We start from the raw sequence: 16,358 nt of genomic DNA on the forward strand, positions 1-16,358 counted from the left end.
TGCCGCGCGCCAAGGGGATAAGGCCGGCTTACTTGACGTTGCTGCCCACCACGCCGTCCCACTGCTTGGTGATCACCGCCTTGTAAGCCTCTTGCTGTTCCAGCGTGGGGAACAGGGCCTTCTTATAGGCGGCGGCGTCCGGCATCCGGCTCAGCAAGTCCTGCGGGATTTTCTTGCGCGCGGCCAGATCGTTGAAGCGGGTGGGGTGGCAATAGCCCTTGAGCCAGGCCAGTTGGCCTTCGTCGGAGAACAGGTATTCCTGCCACAGCTTGGCGGCGTTGGGGTGCGGCGCGTAAGCGCTGATGCCCTGGGCGTAAACGCCGGCCACCACGCCGCTCTTGGGCACCACCACTTCCACCTTGGGGTTGCCCTTCAAGGTGTCGCGGTCGGCCAGCGCGTTGTAGTCCCAGCGGATCACGATGGGGGTGCTGCCCTGGGCCAGCGAAGCCGCCTTGCCGATCACCGGCACGAAATTGCCGCTCTTGTTCAACTGCGCGAAAAACTTGAGGCCGGCGTCGGCGGCCTTGGCCACATTGCCCTTGGACTGGGACAGGCCGGCGGCGAACACGCCCTGGATCGCCTGGTTGGCGGCGCGCGGGTCGCCGGCCAGCGCCACCGCGTTCTTGTACTCCGGCTTCAGCAGGTCGCTCCAGTCGGTCGGCGTTTTGGCGACCAGATCCTTGTTCACCTCGAAGGCCAGCACGCCGTAGTAATCGCCGTACCAATAGCCGTCCTTGTCCTTGACGCTGTCCGGAATGGTTTTCCAGTTGGAGACTTTGTACGGCTGCAACAGGCCGGCGGCCTTGGCTTGCGGGCCGAAGGACAAGCCCACGTCGATCACGTCCGGCGCCTGCGGGCCCTTATTGCTCTTGTTGGCCTTGATCGCCTCCAGTTCGTCGGCGGAGCCGGCGTCCGGATTGAGTTCGTTCACCTTGATGCCGTACTTGGCTTTGAAGCCGGCGATCACGCCGCCGTAGCCGCACCAGTCGTGGGGCAGGGCGATCACGTTCAGCTCGCCCTCTTTCTTGGCGGCCTGGATCAGCGCGCTCAGATTATCGGCGAAAGCGGTGTTGGCCAGCAGGGCCAGCGCGCCCAGAACGGCGCAGCGCAACGGTGTATTCATGGCATCCATCCCTTTGGACTAGGTCAAATAAAAGCGATGCTGATGGTATTCCGTGTAGATGACATTCCGGTTTAGCTCGCATGGCAGTTTGATTGCATGTCGGTGACAAATCGGCGCAAGGCCGGCCGGCGGCGCTGGCGGCCAGTCATTTCCTTGTCATTTTTTCTTGGTAAAAAGCCGGCGGAGACCTGATTGCTGGACTAGTCCTGATGCCTGAATCGAAACCGCTTTCCCAGGCCGCGCGCATCCGCGCCGCCTTATTGCAGCAAATCGACGGCGGCCTGCTGCGGCCGGGCGGCCGCCTGCCGTCGGAGCGCGCGCTGGCGGAGTTGTTCGCCACCACCCGCATCACCTTGAAGGAGGCCTTGGGCGTGCTGGAGGCCGAAGGGCGGGTCTACCGAGAAGAACGGCGCGGCTGGTTTCTCGCGTTTCCGCGGCTGGAATACGCGCCGCTTTACGGCAACCATTTCCAGCGCATGGCCGACGCCCAGCAGCGCGCGGCGGAAACCCGGCTCTTGAGCGTGGAAACCGTGCTGGCCTCGCCCGAGCTGTGCCGGGCGCTGGCCGTGCCGCCGCTCAGCTCCTTGTGGAAAATCTGCCGTCAACGCAGCCTGGACGGCCGGGTGGCGCTATACGTGGAGCACTTCCTGAGACCGGAGCGCTTCCCGGACATCCAGGAGCTGGATTTGAGTCAATCGCTGACCGGTTTGTACCGCCGCCATTACGGCATCGAATACGCGGCGGCGGCTTTCGACATCCTGCCGGCGGCGGCGCAAGGCCGCGTGGCGCAAGCGCTGATGCTGGCCGAGGGCAGCCCCGTTCTGCTGGTGCGCCGGATCAATCGAGACGCCGCCGGCGAGACGCTGGACTGCGATTACGAGTACTGGCGGCACGACGCGGTGCGTCTGCGCGTGGACAGTCCTGCCGCGGTCGCGGCGAATTGAGCTACTATCGCGGCATTGGACACTGTTTGCAGGAGATCGCATGAGCCGCGTTTTAGTGTTGTACACCGGTGGCACCATAGGCATGACCGAAACCCCGGACGGCCTGGCGCCGTCTCCAGGCCTGTTGCCCGGCCTGCTGGAGCGTTTCCGCCGGCCCGGCCTGGATTTCGACGTGGTCGAGTTCGACGAGTTGATCGACTCCTCCGCCATCGAGCCGCGCCACTGGAACCGCATCATCGCCGCGCTGGCCGAGCGTTACGGCGACTACGACGGCTTCGTCGTCATCCACGGCACCGACACCATGGCTTATACCGCCGGCGTGCTGGCCTTCGCTCTGCGCGGGCTGGGCAAGCCGGTGGTGCTGACCGGCGCGCAGCTGCCGCTGCTGCACCCGCGCTCCGACGGCTGGAATAATGTCGCCGACGCGCTGGAGGCGGCCTGCCAGCCTGAGCTGTGCGAAGTCGTCATCGCCTTCGACCGCCTGCTGCTGCGCGGCAGCCGCGCCCGCAAGCTGGATGTGGAGCATTTCGCCGGCTTCGGCTCGCCCAACGCCGAACCGCTGGCCCGCTTCGCCATCCATCCGCACTGGAACAAGGCCGCCTGGTTGCCGGGGCAGGGCGAATTCCAGCCCAAGGCGCTGCGCGAAGACCTGAACATCGCCTGCCTGTTCCTGAGTCCGGGGCAGGGCGCGGCGCTGGCCGGCCGCCTGATGGCGGACCCGATGTTGGACGCGGCGGTGCTGATGAGCTACGGCAGCGGCAACGCGCCGGCCGATCCGGCGCTGCTGGACGGGGTGAAGGCCCTGACCGCGCGCGGCGGCGCCGTGCTCAACATCACCCAGGCGCCGCGCGGCGCGGTGGAGGTGGGCGCTTACGCCGCCAGCCAGCCGCTGGCGCGTGCCGGCGCGGTGGCCGGGGCGGACCTGACGCCGGAAGCGGCGCTGGCCAAGCTGCACGTGCTGCTGTCCGCCGGTCTTAGCGGACAGCAACTGGCGGCGCAATTGGCTAAGCCCTTGCGCGGCGAGATGAACGCGCATTAAGACGCCGTGCGCGACCCGGGCTGCTCATTTTTTGAGCGGCCTTTTTTTGTGCCGGTTTTTCAGAGTCTTGCCGCGCTTGTCCACAACTCGCCCACACGGCTTTGCACCTTGGGTGTGGGCAAACGGGAAAATGGGCGCGACGGGGCCGGGCCGGCGATGGACGGCGTGCGGCGCATGCCGTCGTCTTGAGTTTGCGCTGATTTTTGCTTAAAAAATAAGCAAAAGAAAATGCGCTTGGCGGAACAAGGACTTGGCGGCTTTATCCACAATTGTCCCACATGGCTTTTCACGCTGGATGTGGGTAATCCATCGGTCTGCCTATTTTTTGATCTTCACGGTCAAATCCATTTTGCGGCAAGGGCTTAGCTTCCTTGTCCACAGCTGGCGCACAGGGCTGTCCCCTTTGCTTGTTGAGAACAGCGGCCCGGCTGTTGATAGCGCGGCAAGCGGCGTATAATTGACCGCTTTTCCGTATTTTGAGAGCAGCCGGATGTCAGAAGGCGCGGCGCGGCCGTTGAAGATCGCCATCGTGGGGCCGGAGTCCTGCGGCAAGACCACGCTGGCGCGCGCGCTGGCGGCGGCGCTGAACGAGGCGGGCATCGCCGCCGCCTGGGTGCCGGAATACGCGCGCGATTATTTCGCCGCGCGGCCGTACCGCTCCACGCCGGAAATCATAGAGGAAGTGGCGCGTGGACAGTTGGCGGCGGAACAGTCCTTGGCCGGCGGCGTCCAAGTTTTGTTGTGCGACACCACCGCCTTGAATTGCAAGATCTGGAGCGAAGTGGCGCACGGGCATTGCAGCCCCGGCTTGCTCGCGCTGTGTCGGCCCGGCGATTACGCCTTGACCCTGCTGGCCGAGCCGGACATCCCCTGGGAGCCGGACCCGCTGCGCAGCCACCCGACCCAGCGCGATTGGCTGTTCGGCCTCTACCGGCAGGCGCTGCAAGACGCGGGCGTTGACGCGACGCGGGTGAGCGGCGCGCATGAAAGGCGCATGGCTCAGGCGCGGGCGGCGTTGGCCGCCCTCTGGCCGGGCGAGTTGCCTAAATTTTGAGCGCAAAGAATAAAGCGCTGGAAATTCAGCAAATTGCCGCAATTATCCACAACAGGCCCACAAGCTTGTCCTGCCATGGCGTGGATAGTTGTCGGCGATAGATTAAAAAATAAGCGACAGTAAAAAGGCGTGAAAAATGAAGGCGCTGCGGTTCTTGTCCACAGCCCGCTCACAGCCCTGTCCCAATCGAGTGTGCAAAAATGAACGAAACCTTTGAATTGAGCGGCGAATACATCGCCTTGTGCGACCTGCTGAAAATCTGCAATGTCTGCGATTCCGGCGGCGCCGCCAAACATTTCATCGCCGAAGGCAATGTGCGAGTGGACGGCCAGGAGGAACTGCGCAAGACCTGCAAGATCCGCGCCGGCCAGCAGGTCAGCGGCGAAGGCTTTTCCATCCGCGTCGTGGCGGCATGAACGACGACGACTTCGACCCGCCGCCGGAAGCGCCCGAGCCCCCGCCGGACGACGCTTGCTGCGGCAGCGGCTGCGACCCGTGCATCTGGGACAGCTATAACGCCTTGATGACGGAATACCGCGCCAAACTGGCCGCCTGGGAGTTGCGCGAAGCCGCGCGCCAGGCCGCCGCCAACGGACAATAAGCATGGCCAGCATCGATCTGCATTTCCACTCCCACGCCTCCGACGGCGCTTTGCCGCCGGAGCAGGTGATCGCGCGCGCCGCCGAGCGCGAAGCCACCCTGGTGGCGCTGACCGACCACGACTGCACCCACGGCCTGGCCGCGGCGCGGGCCGAGGCGGCGCGTCAGGGCCTGGCCTTCCTCAACGGCGTCGAAGTCTCGGTTACCTGGGGCAAGCACACCGTGCACATCGTCGGCCTGGGAATAGACCCGGACCAGCCGACCTTGGCCGCCGGCCTGCAATCCATCCGCGACGGACGCGTCAACCGCGCGCGGCAGATGTCGGACGAACTGGTCAAGGTGGGCATTCAGGGCGCGTTCGACGGCGCGATGGCCTTGTGCGACAACCCGGAAATGATAGGCCGCACCCACTTCGCCCGCTTCCTGGTCAATAGCGGCCAGGTCAAGGACGTGCGCACCGTGTTCCGCAAATTCCTGACGCCGGGCAAGCCCGGCTACGTGGCGCACGAATGGGCCGGCCTGGAAGACGCGGTGGGCTGGATTCTGGCCGGCGGCGGCGAGGCGGTGATCGCCCATCCCGGTCGCTACGATATGGGCCGCAACCTGATCGAGCGGCTGATCAACGATTTCAAGCAGGCCGGCGGCCGCGGCATCGAAGTGGCCAGCGGCAGCCACAGCCTGGACGATATGCACAAGTTCGCCTTGCTGGCGGACCGCCACGAACTGTACTCCAGCGCCGGCAGCGATTTCCACGCTCCAGGCGAGGGCGGCCGCGACGTCGGCAGCACCGACGACCTGCCGCCGATCTGCAAACCCATCTGGGACGCGCTGGCCGCGCGCATCATCCGGCCGGCGGACCCGGCACAAGGCTGACCCACATGGCACAGTTTTTCATGATCCATCCGGACAATCCGCAAGCGCGGCTGGTGCGCGAAGCGGTGAAAATCCTGCGCGAGGGCGGGGTGGTGGTCTATCCCACCGACTCCTGTTACGCCTTGGGCTGCATGCTGGGCGACAAGCCGGCGATGGAGCGCATCCTGGAGATCCGCCAGCTGGACCTGCGTCACCACCTGACCCTGGTCTGCCACAATCTGTCGGAGCTGGCCAATTACGCCAAGGTGGACAACAGCCAGTTCCGCATGTTGAAGGCCGCCACCCCCGGCAGCTACACCTTCATCCTGCAAGCCACCCGCGAAGTGCCGCGCCGCACCCTGCACCCCAAGCGCTCCACCATCGGGCTGCGGGTGCCGGACCACAAGGTGGCGCTGGCCCTGCTGGAAGAGCTGGGCGAACCCATCCTGTCCTGTACCCTGATGCTGCCCGGCGACGAGGAACCGCTGACCGACCCGTATGAAATCCGCGAGCGGCTGGAGCACGCGGTGGACGCGGTGATAGACGGCGGCTGGTGCGGCACCGAGCCCACCACCGTGATCGACATGACCGAGGGCGTGGAGCTGCTGCGTCGCGGCAAGGGCGACCCGTCGCCGTTTGGCCTATAAACTCCGCTTTTGCCTCCCGACACCGTTTTCAACCCACAAGAGACATCATGGGCGACATTAACCTGATCCAGAAAATCACCATTTACGCGCTGCCGGTGCTGTTCGCCATCACCCTGCACGAGGCCGCCCACGCTTACGCCGCGCGCCGTTTCGGCGACAGCACAGCCTATATGATGGGGCGGATGACGCTGAACCCGCTCAAGCACATCGACCCGATCGGCACCGTGCTGCTGCCCTTGCTGTCGGTGACGCTGGGCGGCTTCATCTTTGGCTGGGCCAAGCCGGTGCCGGTCAACTTCGGCGCGCTGCGCAAGCCGCGCGAGCACGGCCGCCTGGTGGCCGCCGCCGGGCCCGCCTCCAATCTGCTGATGATGCTGATGTGGGTGCTGCTGTTCAAACTGGCCATCGGCATGGATACCAGCTACAGCGAGCCGCTGGCGCTGATGAGCCAGGCCGGCATCGGCATCAATATCTCGCTGATGCTGCTCAATCTGCTGCCCATCCTGCCGCTGGACGGCGGCCGCATCGTGGAGAGCTTTCTGCCGCCCGGCATGGCCTGGAAGTACGCCAAGCTGGAGCCTTACGGCATGTGGGTGCTGCTGGCCTTGATCTTCACCGGCCTGCTGACCACCATTTTGCGGCCGTTCTACGGCCTGATGTACGGCCTGGTGCGCGCCCTGATCTAAGAGTGTGTTTACGATCTTGCGAGTGAGAGCGAGACAAGGCGTACACCCCGTGTAACACTCCACGACGCGCAGCAGATCGTAAACCGACTCTGAAGCGCCCGGCTCACCCCCATCCTGACGCGCCGGACTTCGTTTCCGGCGCGGTCGCGCTTATTTTCTGAAACGGAATTCAAACATGTTCGCCAACCGCATTCTCTCCGGCATGCGCCCCACCGGCAGCCTGCACCTTGGCCACTACCACGGCGTGATCAAGAACTGGGTGCAGCTGCAAAGCACTCACGACTGCTACTTCATGGTGGCGGACTGGCATGCGCTGACCACCAATTACGACGACGTCTCCATCATCGGCAAGAGCGTGTGGGACATGGTGATAGACTGGCTGGCCGCCGGCGTGGACCCGGAACAGGCCACCGTCTTCATCCAGTCCAAAGTGCCGCAGCACGCGGAACTGCACCTGGCGCTGTCCATGGTGACCCCGCTGTCCTGGCTGGAGCGCGTGCCCACCTACAAGGACCAGATCGAAAAACTGTCCACCAAGGACCTGGGCACTTACGGCTTCCTCGGCTACCCGCTGCTGCAGGCCGCCGACATCCTGATCTATAAGGCCGGCCTGGTGCCGGTGGGCGAAGACCAGGTGCCGCACATCGAACTGACCCGCGAAGTGGCGCGCCGCTTCAATAACCTGTTTGGCCGCGAACCCAACTTCGAAGAACTGGCCCGCGCCGCGGTGAAGAAGATAGGCAAGGCCGGCAAGGAGTTCGACCGCCTGCGCACCGCCTATCTGCAAGACGGCAACGCCGAAGCCTTGGCCGGCGCGCGCGAAATCCTGGCCGCCAGCCAGAATCTGGGCGCGGCGGACCGCGAGCGGCTGTTCGGCTGGCTGGAGAACAAGGGCAAGAGCATTCTGGCCGAATGCGAGGCGATGCTGACCGAGGCGTCCAAGATGCCGGGCCTGGACGGTCAGAAGATGTCCAAGTCCTACGGCAACACCATCACCATGCGCGAAGACCCGGCCACCGTCACCAAAAAAGTGCGGGCGATGCCGACCGATCCGGCCCGCGTGCGCCGCACCGATCCGGGCAGCCCGGACAAATGCCCGGTATGGCAGCTGCACCAGGTGTACAGCGACGCCGATACCCGCGAATGGGTGAAGCAGGGCTGTACCAGCGCCGGCATCGGTTGCCTGGACTGCAAGCAACCGGTGATAGACGGCGTACTCCGCGAACAGCAGCCGATGTTTGAACGCGCCGAGCAGTATCTGAGCAATCCCAAGCTGGTCAAGGAAGTGGTGGCCGCCGGCAACGCCAAGGCCGAGCAAGTGGCGCGCGCCACCATGCAGGACGTCAAGGAAGCGATGGGGTTGGGCTACTGAGCGCCTTCGTCTGGATGGATGCGAAACGCCCGGCTTGCCGGGCGTTTTTACGACCCGCTCTGAGCCTATCCAGCGTCGAGGCCTGGCGGTTTTGATAACGCACCAGCTCCCACTCCACCTCGGTGGGCCGGTAGACCTTCCATTCCTTGCTCAGCCATTGCTGCCACCATGGCAGCGGGAAGGCGACGTCGAGCAAGGGCAGCGGCTGGCCGGCGGTGCAGTAACTGGTGGGGTGGGTGCTGCCCCAGGGCACGCAGCCCTTGGGCGGCCGGGGCCGCCAGTGGGCATTGACATTGGGCACGTCGCCGCTGCGGCGCAGCGCGCCGATGGGCAGCGCGCCGGCGAAGGGCGGGGTCAGCTCGGCCCGTTCGCGGGCGGCTTTGGCCTCGGCTTCAGCGGCGGCCTTGCGTTTGGGGTCGAACAGGCCGGTGGCGGGGTCGAGCTGCTTGGCTTCGGCCAGCTGCTGGATCAGTTCTTCGCTGGGCTGAGCCGGCCCCGGCCCGCGCCAGGCTTTCAACCATTGGAAGCCGCCGTCCCTGGGCGGCAAGGGGGCCGGAGGCAGCGGCACGATCTGGTCGACTTCTTCTACCGTGGGTTGCAGATAGGAGTAGTCGTAGAGGAGTTTCCAAATTAAACGATAACGGCGACTGCGCTCAGGGTCCAACTTCAGCGCCATATAATACATGCCGTCGTCGGGAGGCGGGGTTTTGAAGCCATTTTCTAAAAAGCTGGCCGCACCTGAGCTCCCTGCTTTGACACCGAGCTGATAGGCCTGCAATGCTGGAGAGTATTGTTTTAGCGCACTTTGTCGAATCCCCAATGTTTTTGCCGCGTTGGCATGTCCTTGCTCTGCAGCACATTGCCACATCTTTACTGCGATATCAGGAGCTTTGTCGTAGGGGCTGAGTAGCTCGGCGACATAGAACTGCGCCTCGGGATTGCCCAAATCGGCGGCCTTGCGGAAATAGCGTAGCGCCAGCTCGCGGTCGCGCTTGATATTGCCGTAGCCGCGGCTGGTGTAGTAGGCGAGCTTGTAATAGCCGGGGGCGGGGCTCAGGTCCATCAGCTTGTCGTTCAGCGCCAGCACTTCGCGGAAGCCGCCGGCGAAGTCGCCGTCGGTCAGACCATTCTGCAAATTGATATTGGCTTTGACGTGACCATGGGCGGCGGCGATGCGGTAGAGCCGCTGCACTTGCCGCGTGATGTCGGGCTGGCGCTTGAGTAGATTGTGCTTTTGCAGATGGCGGGCGTAGAGGAAGAGCTGATCCGCTTCCGGCGTCGGCGCCGGCAGTTGCTGGTGGACGCAGCGGAAGGCCAAGGCCTCTTGCTGTTTGGGGCTGAGGGTGCTCATGCGGGGCTCCTGGGCCAGGGCCGGGGCGGCGATGCACATGACTAAAACCTCGCGCCACGACATCCGCAGAAAAAGACGAAACATCGCAAGATCCTTATTTGCCACGGAAACACACGGAAAGACACGGAAAAAAACAGTAGGTCTTGTTCGTGGGGTTCGTGGCAAAGACATCATGAACCTTGGCCACGACATTCACGCAACGGCACGCAAGCTACGTTTGTCTCCGAGATGTGGGGTTTTTCCGTATGCTGCCGTGGCTAAATCGGTTTTCACCCCGCTCAAGCCTCGGGCGGCAGTTGGTAGCGCACCAGCTCCCATTCCACCGCGGTGGGCCGGTAGACCTTCCACTCCTTGCTCAGCCATTGCTGCCACCACGGCAGCGGGAAGGCGACGTCGAGTAAGGGCAGCGGCTGGCCGGCGGTGCAGTAGCTGGTGGGATGGGTGCTGCCCCAGGGCACGCAGCCCTTGGGCGGCCGCGGCCGCCAGTGGGCGTTGACATTGGGCACGTCGCCGCTGCGGCGCAGCGCGCCGATGGGCAGCGCGCCGGCGAAGGGCGGGGTCAGCTCGGCCCGTTCGCGGGCGGCTTTGGCCTCGGCTTCGGCGGCGGCCTTGCGCTTGGGATCGAACAGGCCGGTGGCGGGGTCGAGCTGCTTGGCTTCGGCCAGCTGCTGGATCAGTTCTTCGCTGGGCTGAGCCGGCCCCGGCCCGCGGAAGGCTTTCAACCATTGGAAGCCGCCGTCCCAGGGCGGCAAGGGGGCCGGCGGCAGCGGCACGATCTGGTCGACTTCTTCTACCGTGGGTTGCAGGTAGGAGTAGTCGTAGAGGAATTTGCCGATTTGCTGGTAGCGACGCTTGCGCTCGGGGTCTTGGGTTAGGCCAAGGTAATACATTCGGCTATTCGGTGGGGGAGCATTGAAGCCTTTTTCCAAGAAGCCGGCAGAGAGGTAACTACCGGCTTTAACGCCGAGTTGGTGAGCCTGTAATGCAAAGGAGTATTTTTTAAGATTACTTTGCCGAATGCCTAAGGTTGAAGCCGCTTTAGCATGGCCTTGTTCGGCGGCACATTGCCACATATTCACTGCAATATCAGGAGCTTTGTCGTAGGGGCTGAGTAGCTCGGCGACATAGAACTGCGCCTCGGGATTACCCAGATCGGCGGCTTTGCGGAAATAGCGCAGCGCCAGCTCGCGGTCGCGCTTGATATTGCCGTAGCCGCGGCTGGTGTAGTAGGCGAGGTTGTAATAGCCGGGGGCGGGGCTCAGGTCCATCAGCTTGTCGTTCAGCGCCAGCACTTCGCGGAAGCCGCCGGCGAAGTCGCCGTCGGTCAGGCCATTCTGCAAATTGATATTGGCTTTGACGTGGCCATGGGCGGCGGCGATGCGGTAGAGCCGCTGCGCTTGCCGCGTGACGTCGGGCTGGCGTTTGAGCAGATTGTGCTTTTGTAGATGGCGGGCGTAGAGGAAGAGCTGATCCGCGTCCGGCGTCGGCGCCGGCAGTTGCTGGTGGACGCAGCGGAAGGCCAAGGCCTCTTGCTGTTTGGGGCTGAGGGTGCTCATGAGGGTGTCCTTGGCAAGGGCCGGGGCTGCTATGGAGGCGAGGATGGTGATCAGCAGGAGGGCGCGCATGGCTTAGTCCAGATTGGACAGCTTGTCGCTATCGCGGCGGAATTCGGTTAGGGAAGCAATCGGCGATAAACCTAATCGTTTTTGGTCTTTATTCTTTTCAAGAAGCTCTTCCCAATTCTTAAAAGCATTCGGCATCTGCTCATCAAACGGCAGACTAGTGTCTTCTAAGCCCATCACCTCTCCAGTTTCCGGGTCGCGGGTGTGCAAGGACCACAGCTCGCGGCGCAGTCCGGCGCTGATGTCGCCGCGTTCGTGGCAGATGTTCAGCTCGCTGTCGACGCGCATGCTGCGGGTGTTGATATTGGCCGAGCCCAGGGTCATGAACACGTCGTTGATGATCATCAGCTTGCTGTGGATGTAGACAAAGGGCCAGTCATAGCCTTGGCCGGCGGCGGCGGGGCGGTCGGCCTCGCGCTGGTTGCGGCGCATCATGGCTTCCCAGCCGGCGGCGTCCAGCGCGTCGGGCGCCACCAGCGTGCAGACGTGGATGCGCAGGCCGGGGATGTCGCGCGGGCGGATCGGGTTGCGCGATTCCGGATCGGCGGGGTCGGCCTGTTCGCGCCGCGCCCGGTTCAGGCGTTCGCGCAGTTCGTCGTAGCTTTGTCCCGGCGGCGGGGTCTGGCCGGCGCGCTCGGCGGCGGCGGCGCGCTCGCAGGCGCGCTCCAGCTGCTGGATTTCCTGGCTGTCGCTCACTTCGTCGATCTTGGCCTGGCGGGCTTCTTCCAGTTGCGCGGCCAGGTCGGCGGCGCTCTGGCCGGGCGGCAGGGTCTGTCCGGCGCGTTCGGCCTGGCGGGCGGCTTCCAGCCGTTGTTCCAGCTGCTCCAGCTGCTTGGTGCGGGCGATGGCGGGCAGGGTGTCGGCGCGGCCGAGCGCGTCCAGCATGCGGTAGGTGTTGACGCCGCCGCGGCCCATGCCGTCGTCGCTGGCGTTGGTGACCACGAACAGGTGTAGCTGGCCGTGCTGGGTGCAGTCGCGGCCGCACTCGGTCTGGGTCCGCACATTTTTGAGGATGCGCTCGGCCAGCACCGGCCAGCGGAAGTACTGGTTCTCGATATAGATGTATTGGGTGGCGTTGCCGACGGTGTGCAGATACAGCGTTTCGATGTCCTGGACGTTTTCCTGGGGCTGGGTGCGCAGGATCTGGGCCATCACGCTGTTGGCGGTGGGCAGCTTTTGTTGGCGGAAGACGCGCTCCAGGCACTCGCCGACGGTTTGGGCGTCGCGCTCGCCGAGCAAATCCTCGCCGGTTTCCTTCTGCCAGGCCTGGGCGAAGTTGAGATGCAGGTATTCGAGGATGGGGCCGCTGAGCTGGCAGGAAAGGTCCTGCATCGGATAGGCCCCGTTGCGGCCGCGGTTATGGGGCTGGCGCTGCCGGCTGTGGGCGTCGTTGTCCCAGTAGCCGTCCAGCATATTGTGGCCCATGACGAAGCCGATGGCGGCGGTGTCGTCCTCATAGTCGACCAGCACCATTTTTTGGTGGTGGGACGGGACGCCGGCCATGACGAGGCGGCTGCTGAGGCCGAGGTCGCGGTCCAGGGTGTTGCTATCGTCGTCCAGCGCCTTGAGGTCGGCGCGGCTGACGTTCTTGAAGATCTTGATGCGGTCCTTGAGGCTGAAGCCGCGGCCGACGAAGCGCAGCGGCAGCGCGGGCTGCTTGCGGTCGTAGGCGCGGAACCAGGCGCGGTCGACCTGGAGCTGGGCGTCGTACTCTTGCTGTGCCTGTCTTTGCTCATCGGGATCGAGTTCGGTGCTTTGGCGGCGGTCCATGATGGCGATGGGGTTCTTGCCGGGCATATTGGCTTCGCCGACGGCGCCGGTGACGCTGATGCCGAAGGGTTCGAGGGTCCATCCCAGCACGCGGACCTGAACGCCGGCGCGGGCTTTTTGTTCGAGCAGGGCGCCGATGGCGGGCGCGCTGCCGACGCGGACGAAGCGCATGGAGGGCTGGAAGCCCCAGCAAATGATGTCGACGGAGCGTTGCGCGTTGGCGATGGCCTGGTGGACGGCGGCGAAGGCGCGCTCGCCGTTGACGAGCGGGGTGTAGTTGGCGAAGTCGGGCGGGTATTCGGTGCCGCAGATGAACCAGCTGGCGTGGGCCTGCACGGTGCGGCCGTCCTTGAATCGCATCGGGATGGTGTCCACCGGGGGGATATAGGTGGTGCTCATGTCGGGTCCCCCTTGCCTGGGGCGGCGGAGCCACCGCTCAGGGTTTGGTAATGGTCGCGGAAGTTTTGCGTGGCGCGGCTGATGGCGGAGTTAGAGCTGAGGCTGGCGACGACTCCTAAGGCGACGTCTGATTGAGGCTTTCTTGGGCGGGAGAGGATTTGCGGCGGCATGACGCGGCTCCATGCGTGCAACATAAAGTGCATACATTAAGCAGATGGGTGAAAAATACGCTATAGGAATATTCCTAAAATGCCTTTGCATGCCGGTGCGGCTTGTTCTTGGGGGGCAAAAAGGGGCTTAAGCATGCTGGTCTGGCGCGGCAAGGCTAAGCCGGGCCGCCCCGGCGGTGGGAAAGTTTGAGCCGTTGTTTGGCGCCAAACAACGGCTTTTGGCATGGGCTCAAAGCCTGTAGGCGATCCTGCGAGCAGAGAAAAAAACGCTGAGAATCTGTTCAAAGTCTGCTGCGCTTCATGACGCGCAGCGGAATGTAAATCGCTTCCTAGGCAAAAGCCTGGCACACATCCACCCAGTCGGCCTGGGTGATGTGGTGCAGCTGCTGCGGCGACAGCCGCACCGCGCTGTGGACGGCGCCGGCGGCCGGCAGCACTTCGTCGTAGGCTTGCAGCGACACATCCAGATAGACCGGCAGATCGGTGGCGAGGCCAAACGGGCAGACGCCGCCCACCGGGTGGCCGGTGATGGCCTCCACCTCGTCCGGCGGCAGCATCTTGCCCTTGCCGAAGGCGTCCTTGAACTTGCGGTTGTCGATGCGGGCGTCGCCGCGCGCCACCAGGATCACGTCGCGGCCGTCGTTCAGGCGGAAGGCCAGGGTCTTGGCGATGCGGCCGGGCTCCACGTCGTGGGCGGCGGCGGCTTCCGCCACGGTGGCGGTGCTGACTTCCAGCTCTATGATGGGAATGTCCAGCTGACGGGCGGCGAAAAACGCCTGGACGGACGCTAAGCTCATGTCTGGCCTCGAAGCGAAGGGTGGAGCGTTTCATTATTCCGCCCCATCCTTTGCTTGTGAAGCGTTTTTACTTCAGTCCTGCCGGGTGATGTCGCTGAGCTTATCGGCGATATCCTGCGAGGTGGCGGCCTGTTCTTCCGAGGCGTTGGCGATTTCCACCACGAAATTGCGCATGGTGTTGATCTCGCCGACGATGGTTTGCAAGGCGCCCTCGGCGCGCTGGAAATCGTTTTCCGTGGTTTGCACCTGTTCGCGGCCCTGTTCGATGGCGCGCACGTTTTGCTGCACCTCGCCCTGGATCGCGCGGATCATGTCGCCGATTTCCTGCGTGGCCTTGGTGGTGCGTTCGGCCAGCTTGCGCACTTCGTCCGCCACCACGGCGAAGCCGCGGCCCATCTCGCCGGCGCGCGCCGCCTCGATCGCCGCGTTCAAGGCCAGGAGGTTGGTCTGATCGGCGATGTCCTTGATCACGTTGACGATGTGGCCGATGGCTTCCGAGCGCTGGCCCAGCGAGACCAGGCTGTCCGCGGTCTGGCGCACCATGGCGCCCACCTGCTGCATGCCCTGATTGGTGTCGCTGACGATGGCCATGCTCTTTTTGGCCTCGCCCAGCATCAGCTCTGAGGATTCGGAGGCGGCGGCGGTTTGCACCGCCACGTTCTGGATGGTGGCGCTCATCGCCTGCATGTTTTCGGACAACTCGTTGATGCGGATCTCCAGGAAGTCGCGGCGCTGATTGCCCTGGTCCTGCAATTGCTGGGCGAGCATTTCGGCGGAGACGTCCTGAAAGCTGGCCATGAAGCACAGCAGTTGATCGGGGTGGGCGGAGTCCCAGATCGGAAACACCTTGGTCTTGAACATGACTTCGCCCACCGGAATCATCGCGATATGCTGGTCTATCTTGCGGCTGGCCAGGTCGGCCAGGATGCGGCGGTTGTACTCCGGATCGCGGTGGAATTGGTGGATGCTGTGGCCGTGGGCGTGGTTGACGTCGACGCCGGCGCGGAATTTCTGGTTCATCATTTCTCGATGCCGGCTCAGGATGTCGCGCGCGGTCTTGTTCATATAGAAGATCGCATTGTCGCGGCTGGTGTCGCACAGCATGATCAGATTGTCCGCGTGGTCCAGCACGCTTTCCAGTTGGCGCACCTGCCGCGCCGCGTCCGCGGTCTTGTCGACCGCCTTCATGAAGCCGAACATCCTCATCTCCCGCCTAGGTAGTTTTACGCTAGCAACAGCTGCTTGTGGTTTGGCTGAGGCGGGAGGGGAATGCAAGCCTTTTTTGATTTAAATCAAAGGCAAGAGTGTGATTTTAAACGGCTAATTTATTCTCCCAGCGGCAGAAGCAAGGTCTCCTTGACCTCTTCCATCACCACATAGCTTTTGGACTCCTTGGCCGAGGGCAGTTGCAGCAGGATGTCGCCCAGCAGCTTGCGGTACATCGACATGTCCGGGATGCGGGCCTTGATCAGGTAGTCGAATTCGCCGGAGACCAGGTGGCATTCCAGTATTTCCGGGATGCGCATGATTTCGCGGCGGAAGGCGTCGAAGATATTGCCGGATTTGGCTTCCAGCTTGATTTCCACGAACACCAGCAGCGCCGCGCCCATCGCGTGCGGATTGAGCCGGGCGTAATAGCCTTCGATGATGCCGTCGCGCTCCATCCGCCGTACCCGCTCGGTGCACGGCGTGGTGGAAAGTCCCACCTTTTCAGAGAGTTCCGTCATCGAGATGCGACCGTTTTTCTGCAACAGGCGCAGGATTTTCAGATCGGTTTTATCCAGCGCTTTGTCGCCGCTTGAACTTTTCTTCATGTTTTCACTATGTCTATGAAAGTTTGCAGTTTAAAAATCTGTAGTCTGACGCTACTTTGGTGAAAAAACCCAGTGTTTCATTAATATACTACGCAAAATCACTATAGCCATGTAGTGC

17 protein-coding genes are annotated in these 16,358 nt (G+C 63.6%); 9 read left to right on the forward strand and 8 right to left on the reverse strand.

What is annotated here, in order from left to right; all coding sequences use genetic code 11:
* Positions 1–28: 28 nt before the first annotated feature.
* A complete protein-coding gene (locus tag AB1Z25_RS05310) occupies positions 29–1,123 on the reverse strand; it encodes an ABC transporter substrate-binding protein (protein ID WP_235089663.1) in 1,095 nt (364 codons plus the stop codon).
* Positions 1,124–1,332: 209 nt separating this feature from the next.
* Between AB1Z25_RS05310 and AB1Z25_RS05315 the strand changes: the two genes are divergently transcribed.
* Together AB1Z25_RS05315 and AB1Z25_RS05320 are read left to right on the forward strand one after the other, a co-directional pair.
* Positions 1,333–2,067 (forward strand): UTRA domain-containing protein, encoded by a 735-nt coding sequence (locus AB1Z25_RS05315; RefSeq protein WP_107799985.1) that lies wholly within the window; start codon positions 1,333–1,335, stop codon positions 2,065–2,067.
* Between the two features lie 40 nt (positions 2,068–2,107).
* Complete coding sequence (locus AB1Z25_RS05320; RefSeq protein ID WP_486636741.1) at positions 2,108–3,106, forward strand: asparaginase; 999 nt, start codon at positions 2,108–2,110, stop codon at positions 3,104–3,106.
* 318 nt (positions 3,107–3,424) lie between these two features.
* Here AB1Z25_RS05320 and AB1Z25_RS05325 read toward each other — a convergent pair whose 3' ends face one another.
* On the reverse strand, positions 3,425–3,634 hold the full coding sequence (locus tag AB1Z25_RS05325; protein WP_227107275.1) for a hypothetical protein: 210 nt from the start codon (positions 3,632–3,634) through the stop codon (positions 3,425–3,427).
* Here AB1Z25_RS05325 and AB1Z25_RS05330 point away from each other — a divergent pair.
* The 7 genes from AB1Z25_RS05330 (at position 3,621) to AB1Z25_RS05360 (ending at position 8,317) form a co-directional block, all read left to right on the forward strand.
* Complete coding sequence (locus AB1Z25_RS05330; protein WP_235089661.1) at positions 3,621–4,160, forward strand: AAA family ATPase; 540 nt, start codon at positions 3,621–3,623, stop codon at positions 4,158–4,160. The genes AB1Z25_RS05325 and AB1Z25_RS05330 overlap by 14 nt on opposite strands.
* A gap of 200 nt (positions 4,161–4,360) precedes the next feature.
* The gene (locus AB1Z25_RS05335; protein ID WP_107799982.1) at positions 4,361–4,576 is read left to right on the forward strand and encodes an RNA-binding S4 domain-containing protein; all 216 of its coding nucleotides are present in this window, start codon (positions 4,361–4,363) and stop codon (positions 4,574–4,576) included.
* Positions 4,573–4,761, forward strand: a complete 189-nt coding sequence (locus AB1Z25_RS05340; protein ID WP_019101808.1) for an oxidoreductase-like domain-containing protein — start codon at positions 4,573–4,575, stop codon at positions 4,759–4,761. Before AB1Z25_RS05335 ends, AB1Z25_RS05340 begins: the two co-directional genes overlap by 4 nt.
* 2 nt (positions 4,762–4,763) lie before the next feature.
* Positions 4,764–5,633: a 3',5'-nucleoside bisphosphate phosphatase gene (locus tag AB1Z25_RS05345; protein ID WP_486636742.1), complete on the forward strand. Its 870-nt coding sequence runs from the start codon at positions 4,764–4,766 to the stop codon at positions 5,631–5,633.
* Between the two features lie 5 nt (positions 5,634–5,638).
* Complete coding sequence (locus tag AB1Z25_RS05350) at positions 5,639–6,259, forward strand: L-threonylcarbamoyladenylate synthase (protein ID WP_107799980.1); 621 nt, start codon at positions 5,639–5,641, stop codon at positions 6,257–6,259.
* Positions 6,260–6,306: 47 nt separating this feature from the next.
* Positions 6,307–6,945, forward strand: a complete 639-nt coding sequence (locus AB1Z25_RS05355) for a site-2 protease family protein (RefSeq protein ID WP_107799979.1) — start codon at positions 6,307–6,309, stop codon at positions 6,943–6,945.
* A gap of 175 nt (positions 6,946–7,120) precedes the next feature.
* Complete coding sequence (locus AB1Z25_RS05360) at positions 7,121–8,317, forward strand: tryptophan--tRNA ligase (protein WP_048414603.1); 1,197 nt, start codon at positions 7,121–7,123, stop codon at positions 8,315–8,317.
* On the opposite strand, the gene AB1Z25_RS05365 is transcribed toward AB1Z25_RS05360, so the two are convergent.
* The 6 genes from AB1Z25_RS05365 to AB1Z25_RS05390 all read right to left on the reverse strand — a co-directional run bounded on the left by AB1Z25_RS05365 (position 8,289) and on the right by AB1Z25_RS05390 (position 16,240).
* Positions 8,289–9,668, reverse strand: a complete 1,380-nt coding sequence (locus AB1Z25_RS05365) for an SEL1-like repeat protein (RefSeq protein ID WP_486636743.1) — start codon at positions 9,666–9,668, stop codon at positions 8,289–8,291. The two genes, AB1Z25_RS05360 and AB1Z25_RS05365, sit on opposite strands and share 29 nt — an antisense overlap.
* A gap of 278 nt (positions 9,669–9,946) precedes the next feature.
* Positions 9,947–11,293 carry an SEL1-like repeat protein gene (locus AB1Z25_RS05370; protein WP_486636744.1) on the reverse strand — a complete coding sequence of 449 codons (1,347 nt, stop codon included), beginning with the start codon at positions 11,291–11,293 and terminating at the stop codon, positions 9,947–9,949.
* 3 nt (positions 11,294–11,296) lie between these two features.
* Positions 11,297–13,459 carry a phospholipase D-like domain-containing protein gene (locus tag AB1Z25_RS05375; RefSeq protein WP_486636745.1) on the reverse strand — a complete coding sequence of 721 codons (2,163 nt, stop codon included), beginning with the start codon at positions 13,457–13,459 and terminating at the stop codon, positions 11,297–11,299.
* Between the two features lie 499 nt (positions 13,460–13,958).
* Positions 13,959–14,426, reverse strand: a complete 468-nt coding sequence (locus AB1Z25_RS05380; protein WP_486636746.1) for a YbaK/EbsC family protein — start codon at positions 14,424–14,426, stop codon at positions 13,959–13,961.
* 72 nt (positions 14,427–14,498) lie between these two features.
* Positions 14,499–15,626 carry a methyl-accepting chemotaxis protein gene (locus AB1Z25_RS05385; protein ID WP_486636747.1) on the reverse strand — a complete coding sequence of 376 codons (1,128 nt, stop codon included), beginning with the start codon at positions 15,624–15,626 and terminating at the stop codon, positions 14,499–14,501.
* Positions 15,627–15,751: 125 nt separating this feature from the next.
* A complete protein-coding gene (locus AB1Z25_RS05390; RefSeq protein WP_107799975.1) occupies positions 15,752–16,240 on the reverse strand; it encodes a winged helix-turn-helix transcriptional regulator in 489 nt (162 codons plus the stop codon).
* Positions 16,241–16,358 lie beyond the last annotated feature (118 nt).

The sequence above is a fragment of the Chromobacterium sp. HL1 genome (genome assembly GCF_057418835.1).

What these genes read in the sequence shown, in the direction of transcription:
- AB1Z25_RS05360 (WP_048414603.1), top strand. Translation starts at nt 7,121, where the DNA reads ATGTTCGCCAACCGCATTCTCTCCGGCATGCGCCCCACCGGCAGCCTG.
- AB1Z25_RS05370 (WP_486636744.1), bottom strand. Translation starts at nt 11,293, where the DNA reads ATGCGCGCCCTCCTGCTGATCACCATCCTCGCCTCCATAGCAGCCCCG.
- AB1Z25_RS05315 (WP_107799985.1), top strand. Translation starts at nt 1,333, where the DNA reads ATGCCTGAATCGAAACCGCTTTCCCAGGCCGCGCGCATCCGCGCCGCC.
- AB1Z25_RS05345 (WP_486636742.1), top strand. Translation starts at nt 4,764, where the DNA reads ATGGCCAGCATCGATCTGCATTTCCACTCCCACGCCTCCGACGGCGCT.
- AB1Z25_RS05335 (WP_107799982.1), top strand. Translation starts at nt 4,361, where the DNA reads ATGAACGAAACCTTTGAATTGAGCGGCGAATACATCGCCTTGTGCGAC.
- AB1Z25_RS05390 (WP_107799975.1), bottom strand. Translation starts at nt 16,240, where the DNA reads ATGAAGAAAAGTTCAAGCGGCGACAAAGCGCTGGATAAAACCGATCTG.
- AB1Z25_RS05325 (WP_227107275.1), bottom strand. Translation starts at nt 3,634, where the DNA reads ATGGCGATCTTCAACGGCCGCGCCGCGCCTTCTGACATCCGGCTGCTC.
- AB1Z25_RS05310 (WP_235089663.1), bottom strand. Translation starts at nt 1,123, where the DNA reads ATGAATACACCGTTGCGCTGCGCCGTTCTGGGCGCGCTGGCCCTGCTG.
- AB1Z25_RS05340 (WP_019101808.1), top strand. Translation starts at nt 4,573, where the DNA reads ATGAACGACGACGACTTCGACCCGCCGCCGGAAGCGCCCGAGCCCCCG.
- AB1Z25_RS05380 (WP_486636746.1), bottom strand. Translation starts at nt 14,426, where the DNA reads ATGAGCTTAGCGTCCGTCCAGGCGTTTTTCGCCGCCCGTCAGCTGGAC.
- AB1Z25_RS05365 (WP_486636743.1), bottom strand. Translation starts at nt 9,668, where the DNA reads ATGAGCACCCTCAGCCCCAAACAGCAAGAGGCCTTGGCCTTCCGCTGC.
- AB1Z25_RS05355 (WP_107799979.1), top strand. Translation starts at nt 6,307, where the DNA reads ATGGGCGACATTAACCTGATCCAGAAAATCACCATTTACGCGCTGCCG.
- AB1Z25_RS05375 (WP_486636745.1), bottom strand. Translation starts at nt 13,459, where the DNA reads ATGAGCACCACCTATATCCCCCCGGTGGACACCATCCCGATGCGATTC.
- AB1Z25_RS05385 (WP_486636747.1), bottom strand. Translation starts at nt 15,626, where the DNA reads ATGTTCGGCTTCATGAAGGCGGTCGACAAGACCGCGGACGCGGCGCGG.
- AB1Z25_RS05320 (WP_486636741.1), top strand. Translation starts at nt 2,108, where the DNA reads ATGAGCCGCGTTTTAGTGTTGTACACCGGTGGCACCATAGGCATGACC.
- AB1Z25_RS05350 (WP_107799980.1), top strand. Translation starts at nt 5,639, where the DNA reads ATGGCACAGTTTTTCATGATCCATCCGGACAATCCGCAAGCGCGGCTG.